The sequence below is a fragment of the Pseudomonas sp. RIT411 genome, assembly GCF_003057735.2.
Taxonomy (GTDB): domain Bacteria; phylum Pseudomonadota; class Gammaproteobacteria; order Pseudomonadales; family Pseudomonadaceae; genus Chryseomonas; species Chryseomonas oryzihabitans.
This window is the reverse complement of the sequence record NZ_QBIZ02000034.1, coordinates 16,505-27,327: the sequence shown is the minus strand read 5'-3', so window position 1 is coordinate 27,327 and position 10,823 is coordinate 16,505. Positions and strand designations below refer to the sequence as shown.

The 10,823-nt window shown below is 68.6% G+C and carries 7 protein-coding genes; 1 reads left to right on the top strand and 6 read right to left on the bottom strand.

The window, feature by feature from the left end; all coding sequences use genetic code 11:
• Window positions 1–2,960, top strand: a 2,960-nt coding sequence (locus tag DBY63_RS24675; RefSeq protein ID WP_112298128.1) for a chemotaxis protein CheB, incomplete at its 5' end; no start/stop codon positions are given.
• A 10-nt stretch (window positions 2,961–2,970) separates the two neighbouring features.
• Here DBY63_RS24675 and DBY63_RS24670 read toward each other — a convergent pair.
• The 6 genes from DBY63_RS24670 to manD form a co-directional block, all read right to left on the bottom strand.
• A complete protein-coding gene (locus DBY63_RS24670) occupies window positions 2,971–4,527 on the bottom strand; it encodes an altronate dehydratase family protein (RefSeq protein ID WP_108583051.1) in 1,557 nt (518 codons plus the stop codon).
• Window positions 4,528–4,600: 73 nt separating this feature from the next.
• Window positions 4,601–5,785, bottom strand: a complete 1,185-nt coding sequence (uxuA, locus tag DBY63_RS24665) for a mannonate dehydratase (protein ID WP_108583050.1) — start codon at window positions 5,783–5,785, stop codon at window positions 4,601–4,603.
• Between the two features lies 1 nt (window position 5,786).
• Entirely contained in the window at window positions 5,787–7,220 is a 1,434-nt protein-coding gene (locus tag DBY63_RS24660; protein ID WP_108583049.1) for a mannitol dehydrogenase family protein, read from the bottom strand.
• Window positions 7,217–8,494, bottom strand: coding sequence for an MFS transporter (locus DBY63_RS24655; RefSeq protein WP_044342545.1), 1,278 nt, complete (start codon window positions 8,492–8,494; stop codon window positions 7,217–7,219). Before DBY63_RS24655 ends, DBY63_RS24660 begins: the two co-directional genes overlap by 4 nt.
• Window positions 8,495–8,564: 70 nt before the next feature.
• A complete protein-coding gene (locus DBY63_RS24650; protein WP_027599646.1) occupies window positions 8,565–9,593 on the bottom strand; it encodes a Zn-dependent oxidoreductase in 1,029 nt (342 codons plus the stop codon).
• Between the two features lie 14 nt (window positions 9,594–9,607).
• The gene (manD, locus tag DBY63_RS24645) at window positions 9,608–10,819 is read right to left on the bottom strand and encodes a D-mannonate dehydratase ManD (protein WP_108583048.1); all 1,212 of its coding nucleotides are present in this window, start codon (window positions 10,817–10,819) and stop codon (window positions 9,608–9,610) included.
• Window positions 10,820–10,823: the final 4 nt, after the last annotated feature.

Genomic DNA, 10,823 nt, shown 5'->3' with positions numbered 1-10,823 from the left:
CCCCGCTCATCGTGATCGGCGCCTCCGCCGGCGGCATCACCGCGCTGCAGCAGCTGTTCGAGGCCATCGGCACCCAGTTGCCCTTCGCCTTCGTCGTGCTGCAGCATCTACCGCCCAGCAGCTCCAGTGGTCTGCGCAGCCTCCTGCAAAACTGGTCAGCGATGCCGGTCGAGACGGCCGCGAGTGACACCCACCCCAAGCCCGGCACTGTCCATCTGCCCTCGCCCGCCGCCATCCTGACCCTGGAAGACCAGCGTTTTCACACGCGCCCAGCCGAAGGTGGGCAGCGACGGCCGGAAACCGACGCCATCGATGCCTTCCTGGAGAGCCTTTCGCCGCAGGCGGCCGCCCGTACCGTCACGGTGATCCTGTCCGGCAGTGGCATGGACGGCACCGCCGGGGCTATCCACATCCGCCAGTGCGGTGGCATGGTCATCGTCCAGGATCCGCTGACGGCCGCCCATCAGGGCATGCCCAACGCCATCGCCCAGCGCGGTCTGCATCATCTGGCCCTGCCCATCGCCGCTATCGCGCGCTATCTGATCGGCTGCGCCGCGCCGGAGTACCGCTGGCCGGAGCCCACGACCCAGCCGACCCCCCTGGCAACGACCCTGGAGCAGATCCTGGAGCTGATCCGCCGCCAGGCGGCGTTCGACTTCAGCGGCTACAAGACGTCCCCCCTGCTCTGGCGCATCCAGCAGCGCATGGATGTACGCCGGGTCTGGGCCTTCGGCGACTATGCCGCGCTGCTGGAGGACGACCCCGCCGAGCTGGTGGCCCTGGTCAAGGGCATCCCTATCCATGTCACCGAATTCTTTCGCGATCCGGACGCCTGGGACGTACTCGGCGAAGAGGTGCTGCTGCCGCTGCTGAAGCGTCCGGCGACCGAGCCCCTGCGCATCTGGATCCCCGCCTGCTCCACGGGGCAGGAAGCCTATTCGATGGCGATGTTGCTCGACGAACTGCGTACCGCCCATGGCTGCACCACCGGAGCCCAGCTGTTCGCCACCGAGCCGGCCCCGGAGATGCTGGCCCAGGCCAGCCGTGGCGCCTATCGCGGCAGAGAGCTGGCGACGCTGTCACCCGCACGTCTGGAAAGATTCTTCTATGCCGTCGATGGGGCCTATCGGGTTCGGCGCTCCTTGCGCGAGCGCATGGTCTTCGCGGTCCAGGACCTACTGCTCGATCCGCCGTTCGCCGCGATGGATCTGATCAGCTGTCGGAATCTGCTGATCTACCTCGAACCCGAGACCATCGACTTCGTGCTGCAGCTATTGCACGGCGCGCTACGGCCTGGCGGCTATCTGCTGCTGGGCAAGAGCGAGGCCTATCCCCTGCATCGCTTCGGCTTCGAACCCGTGGCCCTGCGCTGGAATCTCCATCGCAAGGCAGGGCCCTTGCCAGGCCCGCCGCCCACCCTGCCCCGGCGACGATCCCGCCGGACAGCGCGCGCCCTCGAAGCCGAGCGCACCGCCCTCGAACATTTCGAGCTGCCCTCGGTGCTGATCGACGTCGAGGGGCAGGTGCTGCGCCTGTACGGCAACACCGAGGCCTTTCTCGGCCTGCCGGTCGGTGAACCGAGCTACCGACTGCTCGATCTGGTGCCCCGCCCCTGGGTCGCCACCCTGCGCCATCACCTCACCGGCGCCCTGCACGGTGGCGAGCCAACGCTGGTCGCGGGCTTGCCGGATCGCTTCGACGCCACCTTGAGCGTCACCTTGCGCATCACGCCCCTGGACGGTCCGGGTCAACAGGATCAGGTGCTGGTGTCCTTCATCCGTCAGTCAGGGAGCGCTGGGACACCCGCGTCTCCAGACGTTTTCGATGACACCCGGGTGGTAGAGGAAGCGGACTGGCGTGAAGCGATCCGTCTTTCCCAGGAAGAGCTCGAAGCCTCCCGCGAGGAGCTGCAGGCGCTCACCGAAGAACTCAAGGCCTTGAACAACGAACTCAAGGACACCAACGACCAGCTGCAACTGAGCAACGAGGACCTGAACCGGGCGAACGATTCGCTGCAGGACCATATCGGGCAGTTGCAGATGCAGCGGCGGGTCCTGTCCTCCGGCGCCGTGATGACCCTCTGCCTGGATGCCGAGCTGAAGATCCTCTGGTTCACCCCGGCCATGACCGACCTGCTGCCGCTGCAACAGGCCGATACCGGGCGGCATGTGCGGGATCTGGTACCGAAATTCCAGGATCCCGAGCTGTTCGAGGACATTCGGCAGGTGTTGCAGGATGGCGAGCCCCGCACGGCGGTGGTGCAGTCCCGGGACAGCCGCTGGTTTTTGCGGCGAATCTACCCGGATACGGGCAATCCGCGAGCCGTCGCCGGTGTCGCTGTCACCTTCGCCGATATCACCCTGCGCACCCAGGCGGAGCTGGCACTGCGTGAACGCGAACGCCAGCTGAAACGCAGTCAGCAATGGCTTACCGCGCAGAAGGACGCCTTCCAGTCCGCCATGAGGGGAGAAGGCCTACGCCGGTCGCTGGGCATTCTGATCCAGGCCCTGATCGCCGAAGCGGGTGATCAGCGCCGGTGCGCCTTCTTTCTCTCCAAGAGCACGGGTCTGAGCCATGTGGTGGGTATGACGGAGCGCTACGCCCGGGACGTGGAGGGTTGCCCGATCTCCCTGGATTCGCTGGCCTGCGGGCTAGCCATCGCGCTGGGTGAGCCGGTCATCACCCGCGATGTGCTGGAGGAGCCGCTCTGGGAATCCCGGGCGTGGATGGCACGTCAATACGATTTCCGTGGCTGCTGGTCCTTTCCGGTCAAGACCGCGGACGGTGAGAGCCTCGGTTCCCTGGCGATGTATTTCCAACATCCCCGACTGCCGGATGCGATGGATCTCGAACTGGCCGCAGCCTTCACCCACACCGCGGCGATCATCATCTGGCGGCACCTGCAACCGGATGGCGAGGCCGTGACCAGCGGCATCGACACCGGGCTGGCAGAGCCCTGATACCGCCCACTCAGGTGGTGGCGCCCAGTTGCCAGGGGACGAATTCGTTCTGCCCGTAGCCGTGCAACTCGCTGCGGCTGCGCTCCCCCGAAGCCAGCGCCAGCAGGCGCTCGAAGATGAAGGCGCCCCGCTCTTCCAGGGTGGTGCTGCCGTCCACCAGGCCCCCGCAGTCCACGTCCATGTCGTCGCGCTGGCTCTCCCACAGCCGGGTGTTGGTGGCGATCTTCAGCGACGGCGTCGGTGCGCAGCCATAGGCCGAACCCCGGCCGGTGGTGAAGGCGATCAGGTTGGCGCCCCCCGCCACCTGGCCGGTGGCCGAGACCGGGTCGTAGCCGGGGGTGTCCATGAACACCAGGCCCGGGCTGCGCACCGGCTCGGCGTAGCCGTAGACCGCCATCAGATCGGTGGAGCCGGCCTTGATCACCGCGCCCAGGGATTTTTCCAGGATGGTGGTCAGGCCGCCGGCCTTGTTGCCCGCCGAGGGGTTGTTGTCCAGGCTGGCGCCGAAGCGGGCGCAATAGTCTTCCCACCAGCGGATGCGTTTCACCAGGCGCTCGCCCACCGCCGGGCTGGCGGCGCGGCGGGTGAGCAGGTGTTCGGCGCCGTAGATTTCCGGCGTTTCCGAGAGGATGGCGGTGCCCCCGGCGGCCACCAGCAGGTCCACCGCCCGGCCCAGGGCCGGATTGGCGCTGATGCCGGAATAGCCGTCCGAGCCGCCGCATTGCAGGCCCAGGACCAGATGCCGCGCGCTGACTGGTTCGCGCTGCACCGCATTGGCCGTGGGCAGCAACGCCTCGACCGCGGCGATGCCACGGGCCACGGTGGCGGTGGTGCCGCCGCTGTCCTGGATATTGAGGGTCTGCAGTCCCGCATGCTCGGCGAGGCCCTGGTCGGCCAGCAGTGAGGGGATCTGGTTGGCTTCGCAGCCGAGGCCGATGAACAGCACGGCGGCGAAGTTGGGGTGGGCCGCATAGCCACCCAGGGTGCGGCGCAGCACCGCCATGCCCTCGCCCTGGGTGTCGATGCCGCAGCCGACGCCATGGGTCAGGGCGACCACGCCGTCGACGTTGGGATAGGGCTCCAGCGCCGCGGGACGGACGTCGCGGCGGAAATGGTCGGCCACCGCCCGGGCCACCGTGGCCGAGCAATTCACCGAGGTGAGGATGCCGATGTAGTTGCGGGTCGCCACCCGGCCATCCGGGCGGACGATGCCGAGAAAGCTGCGCTCGATGGGCGCCGGGGCGCCACGCGCCTCGATGCCGAAGGCGTGTTCGCGGGTGAAGTCGCCCATGGCCAGGTTGTGCACGTGCACATGGCTGCCGGCGGCGATGGCCGCGCGGGCGAAGCCGATGATCTGGCCATAGCGGCGTACCGGCGCACCTGCGGCGATGGCGCGCACGGCGACCTTGTGCCCGGCGGGCACCGGTTCCCGGACCTGCACGCCCTCCTCCGGCAATTCCAGGCCGGGCACCAGCGCCTGGCGGGCGATGAGCACATCGTCTAGCGGGTGCAGACGCAGGGTGGCGCGGGCAGCGGCCGCGGCGCCGCTGCGGGTGATCAATTCCATAGGGGTCTCCACGTCAGCCTTCGAATTTGGTCCGGATCACGCCTGAGGGGTGCCTGATAGGTGCAGATCCGCATCAACCGCGATCCTCTTCCAGTTGCCGCACGGCCTGTTCCACGCCGCGCAATTCCGCCAGCCCCTTGAGCCGGCCGATCAGCGAATAGCCCGGATTGGTCCGCCGCCCCTGGTCATCCAGCAGCTGATGACCATGGTCCGGCCTCATGGGCAGGCGCGCTCCGCCGTCGCGTGCGCGGCGACGCTCCTCGCGCACCAGTTCGCGGATTACCCCGACCATGTCGACGTCGCCGTCCAGGTGATGGGCCTCGTGGAAGCTGCGCGGATCCGCCTCGCGCCGGGTCGCGCGCAGGTGGACGAAATGGATGCGCGGCGCGAACTGGCGGGCCATGGCCACCAGGTCGTTGTCGGCGCGCACGCCATAGGAGCCGGTGCAGAAGGTGAGGCCGTTGGCCGGGCTCGGCACAGCATCCAGCAGCCACTGGGCATCGGCGGCGGTGGAGACCACCCGGGGCAGACCCAGCAGCGGTCGCGGCGGATCGTCCGGATGCACCCCCAGGCGGATGCCCACTTCTTCCGCCACAGGCACTACGGTCTGGAGAAAGGTCGCCAGGTGCTCGCGCAGCCGCGCGGCGTCGATGCCGGCATAGGTGGCCAGCAGGGCGCGCAGGTCGGCCACCGTATAGCCCTCCTCGGCGCCCGGTAAACCGGCGATGAGGGTGCGCACCAGTTCGTCGCGACCGGCGTCGTCGAGCCCGGCGTGATAGCGGCGCGCCCGTTCGATCTCCGCGGTGCTGTACTCGGCCTCGGCGCCGTCGCGCTGCAGGATGCAGAGATCGAAGGCGGCGAAGGCGTCCTGATCGAATCTCAGCGCCCAGCCGCCGTCGGGCAACAGATGCGCCAGCTGGGTGCGGGTCCAGTCGAGCACCGGCATGAAGTTGTAGCAGACCACGTCGATGCCGCACTGGGCGAGGTTGCGCAGACTCTGGCAGTAGTTCTCCAGATAGCGCTCGCGACCCGGCAGGCCGCGCTTGATGTCTTCGTGGACCGGGATGCTCTCCACCACCGACCAGGACAGCCCCGCCGCCTCGATCAGCGCCTTGCGCTCGACGATGGCGGCCACCGGCCAGACCTCGCCATTGGCGATCTCGTGCAGCGCCGTGACGATGCCGGTGGCCCCGGTCTGGCGGATGTCGGCGAGAGAGATGGGATCGCGCGGGCCGAACCAGCGCCAGGTGTGTTCCATGTCAGACTCCTTGCTCGGTCAGATCGGCGATGGCCGCTTCGATACCCGCCGCGGCGATGCGCGCGTGGGCCCGTTGCACCGCGGCGCGAAAGACGGGGTGCGCGGCCAGGTCGGGGGGAAAGACCTCGGCCAGCGCCAGCACGGCGTCCACCCGCGCCGCGCCCGTAGGCAAGGCGGCCAGGGTGGCGCGCAGGGGATCGTCCAGCGCCTCGCCCTCGCCTTCACCATAGTGGATCCAGGCCGCCACGCCGAGGGCGGTGCAGGCCGGATCACCGCCCTGCTCCAGCAGCTGCCGGGCGCCCAGCAGCCAGCGTTGCGGCAGCTTCTGCGAGCCGTCCATGGCGATCTGCCGCAGGCGGTGCTGCAGGGCATCGTTGCGGAAGCGCGCGACCAGCGCCTGGGCATAGCCCGGCAGATCCACGCCTTCCGGCATGTCCAGGGTCAGCGCCGCCTCGCGACTCATATAGCGGTGCACCAGGGCCGCCAGGCGTTCATCGGCCATGGCCTCGGCCACGGTGCCGTGACCGGCCAGGCTGCCGACATAGGCCAGCAGCGAATGGCTGCCATTGAGCAGGCGCAGCTTCATGGTCTCGAAGGGGCGGACGTCCGCCACCATCTGCACCCCTTCCCGTTCCCAGTCCGGGCGCCCTTGCGGAAAGCGGTCCTCGACCACCCACTGGCTGAAGGCCTCGCCGACCACGGCGGCCGGGTCATCGCAGCCGAGATCGCGCAACCGCGCGAAGGCGGCTTCGTCCATGGCCGGAACGATGCGATCCACCATGCTGCAGGGAAAGGCCACCTCGGTAGCGATCCAGGCCGCCAGCCCGGCGTCCTGGGCCTCGGCGAGGGAAACCACCGCCTGGCGGGTCCGCTGGCCGTTGTCCGGCATGTTGTCGCAGCAGAGCACGGTGAAGGGCGCGATGCCGGCTGCCCGGCGCCGGCGCAGGCCTTCCACCAGCAGCCCCGGCGCGGTGCGCGGCGCCCGCGGTTCGGCCAGGTCGTGGACGATGCCGGGATCGTCGCGGCGCAACGCGCCGCTGGCCGGACTCAGGCAATAGCCCTTTTCCGTCACCGTCAGAGTGACGATGCGCACCCCGGGATCGGCCAGCCGGGCCAGCAGGGCCTCGCGCCCGGCCCCGCCGTCGCCAGCGTAGAGCACCTCGCGCAGGACGCCGATCTCGCGCAGCACCCCTTCGCGCCGGTTGCGGTATTCGGCCACGTGATAGCGACCCTGCTGGGCGCTGAGGGTCTCCACCAGCGCCCGCCCCGATCTGAGGTTGGCGCTGCACAGGCCCCAGGCGCCGCCGCCATGGCGGGCCAGGTTGCGCTCCAGGTAGACCGCCTGGTGGGCACGATGGAAGGCGCCCAGGCCCAGGTGGACGATGCCGATGGCGGGCGCCGGATAGCGCGAAGGAATACGTTCGAAATCGCTCATCGGGCGCCTCCAGTGGCCAGCTCGGCGGGTGCGTCCGCCGGCCGCTCGGCCAGCGGCTTGACGAAGCGCGCCACGCACAGCGAACCGATCACGGTCAGGGCGCCGGCTAGCAGGAAGGCGCTGGTGAAGGCCCCGGTGAATTGCACCAGGTAGCCGGTCACCGCCGGGCCGATGATGCCCGAGGTGTTGGCCAGGAAGTGCATGAAGCCGCTCACCCCGCCCACCCGCGCCGCCGGCACCGTGTCCTGGATGATCGCCCAGTAGATGGCGCCGGTCAGGTAGAGGAAGAACACCGAGAGCGCCACCAGGGCCACCGCGGCATAGAGGGTGCTGACCAGGCCGGCCACGGCGATGCACAGGGCGCAGGCCAGCAGGCAGGTCACCAGCACCACCTTGCGCGAGAACATCAACCGGCCGGTCTTGCGGAACACCCAGTCGGACAGATAGCCGCCCACCGCCAGGCCGATGAAGCCCAGCACCCAGGGGATCACCGTGGCGATGCTCATGTCCTTCACGTTGAGGCCATAGGCCTGGATCAGGTAGCTGGGAAACCAGGTGAGGAAAAAGAACAGGGTGTAGTTGTAGGCGAAGAACGCCAGGGCGGTGAAGAGCACCGTGGGCTGGCGCAGGTAGTACTTGAGCGGCCTGACCTCGGTGTCCACCACGGCCACGGCGCGCTCCTCGGCGGCGATGTCGGCGGCCAGCTGGCCGGTTGGCTTGTCCTTGATCCAGAGGTACCAGACCACCGCCCAGACGAAGCCGATCAGCATGATGACGACAAAGGACACCTTCCAGCCGTAGGCCACCGCGATCACGCCGACGATGGGGCCGGAGATGGCGCCGCCCAGGGGGGTGCCCGACATCGACAGGCCCAGGGTGCGGCCGCGGTTGTGCGGCGCGTACCAGTTGTTGACCATCTTGCTGGTGGAGACGCTCAGGGGCCCCTCGGCCATGCCGAACAGCACCCGGATCACGATCAGCGCGGCAAAGCCCGAGGCCAGCACCGTCAGGCCGCTGAACGCCGACCAGAGCACCATGGCCAGCAGCAGCGTGGTCTTGGCGCCATAGCGGTCGGCGGCCCAGCCACCGATGAAGTTGAACGCCGCATAGCCGACGAAGAAGGCGCTGAACAGCAACCCCATCTCGCCGGCGCTGAGCGCGAAGTCCTTCTGGATCAGCGGCGCCGCCACCGACAGCGCCGAGCGATCCAGATAGTTGACGACCCCCGCCAGGAACAGCATGACGAGTACCAGTCCACGACCTTGTCCAGCCATTTGTTACCTCCCGCTCATTGTCTTTATTCGGTAAGGCATCGCAGCGGCGCCCCTCGGGGAGCCCGTGTTGTCAGGCGTTGCCACCCCATTGCACCAGCACCTTGCGGGTCTGCTCGGGGTGCCTTTCGATCAGCTCGATGGCGCCCGGCATCTCCTGGCTGGCCACCTGGTGGCTGATCAGCGCCGCGGCATCCAGCCGGCCCGTCGCCAGCAGCTCGATGACCCGCGGAAAGCGGCCGTTGTTGAGCCGCGAACCCACCAGCGTCAGTTCCTTCTTGATGATCTCCAGCTGCACCAGCTCGCTGGGCGTGGCGCTGAAGCCCAGCAGGCCGATGCGCCCGGCCGGCGACGCCAGCCGGACGATCTCCGGCAGCAAGGCCGGATGGCAGGCGGCGTCGACGATCAGCGGCACGCCCTCGCCGCCGGTGGCTTCGCGCATGGCCGCCTCGACATTGGTCTCGCGACCATTGAGGGTGCGGGTCGCGCCCAGGGTCCGGGCGGTGGCCAGGCGATCGTCCAGCACATCAGTCACCGTAATGTCGGCGATGCCCAGCGCCCGGGCCATCTGCACCAGGGTCAGGCCGATCACGCCGGCGCCGTAGATCAGCAGGCCATCGCCGGGCAGGAACTGCATCCGCTCCAGCACATTGAGGGCGATGCTGTAGGGCTCGACCAGGGCGGCCTGGGCCAGCGGCAGACCGGGCGGCAGGCGATGGGCGTTGGCGGCGGGTACGCAGACCTCTTCGCTGAAGCCGCCATCGCGGTGCACCCCCAGCACCTGCAGGCGACTGCAGACATTGGGCCGGCCGATGCGGCAGGGATAGCAGCTTCCACAGGCGATCACCGGATCGACGCAGACCGGATCGCCCACCGCCAGGCCGCTCACGCCCGCGCCCACCTCGCGCACCACGCCGGCGAACTCGTGGCCGGTGACGCGGGGAAAGCGCACGAAGGCGTTCTGCCCATGGATGATGTGCATGTCCGAGCCGCAGATGCCGGCATAGGCCACTCCGACGCGGACCTCACCGGGCGCCAGCGTGGGTACCGCGACCTCTGCGATGCTGAATTCGTGGGGCGCTCTGACCTGAAAGGCTTTCATCCTGGACTCCTCCTTCACCAGTGCCACAGGGTGCCATCCACCAGCCGGTTCACCGGCAGGCTGGCGCGTTTGTACGGATAACGGGCGGCGAGGTCTTCATCGATGTCCACGCCGTGGCCGGGCACCTCGCCCGGGGTGAAATGGCCGTCCGCGAAGCGATAGGCGTGGGGAAAGACCTCCTCGATCCGCGCCTCGTGGGGCATGTGCTCCTGGATGCCGAAGTTGGGCACCCAGGTGTCGAAGTGCAGCGCCGCGCCCATGCACACCGGCGACAGGTCGGTGGCGCCATGGAAGCCGGTGCGCACCTGGTAGAGCGCGGCCAGATCGGCGATGCGCCTCATGTGGGTGATGCCGCCGGCATGCACCAGGGTGGCGCGGATATAGTCGATCAGCTGCTCCTGGATCAGCTCGCGGCAGTCGTGGATGGAATTGAACACCTCGCCCACCGCCAGCGGCGTGGTCGTGTGCTGGCGGATCAGGCGGAAGGCCTCCTGGTTTTCCGCCGGGGTGCAGTCCTCCAGCCAGAACAGGTTGTATTCCTCGACCCTCTTGCCCAGCCGTCCCGCCTCGATGGGCGTCAGCCGGTGGTGCACGTCGTGCAGCAGGTGCAGGTCGTCGCCAAAGCGCTCGCGCACCGCGGCGAACAGCTTGGGCACGTGATTGAGGTACTTGGCGGTGTCCCAGACGTGCTCGGCCGGCAGGTCGCTGTCGGCCGGCTCGTAGCGCTCGCCCTCGCGCTTGGCCACGCCGTAGGTGGTGGGAATGCCCGGCACCCCGCACTGCACCCGCACCGCACGATAGCCCTGCTCCACATGGCGGGCCACCTCGTCCAGGCAGCTGTCGATGTCCTTGCCGGTGGCGTGGCCATAGACCATCACCCGCTCGCGACTCTTGCCGCCGAGCAGCTGGTACAGCGGCATACCGGCGGCCTTGGCCTTGAGATCCCAGAGCGCCACGTCCACCGCGGCGATGGCGGTCATGGTGACCGGTCCGCGCCGCCAGTAGGCGCCGCGATAGAGGTACTGCCAGATGTCTTCGATGCGATGGGCGTCGCGACCGATCAGCGCCGGCAGCACGTGCTCTTCCAGGTAGGCCACCACCGCCAGTTCGCGGCCGTTGAGGGTGGCGTCGCCGAGGCCATAGAGGCCTTCGTCGGTGACGATCTTGAGGGTGACCAGGTTGCGACCGGGACAGGTGACGATGACGCGGGCTTCGGTGATCTTCATGGCT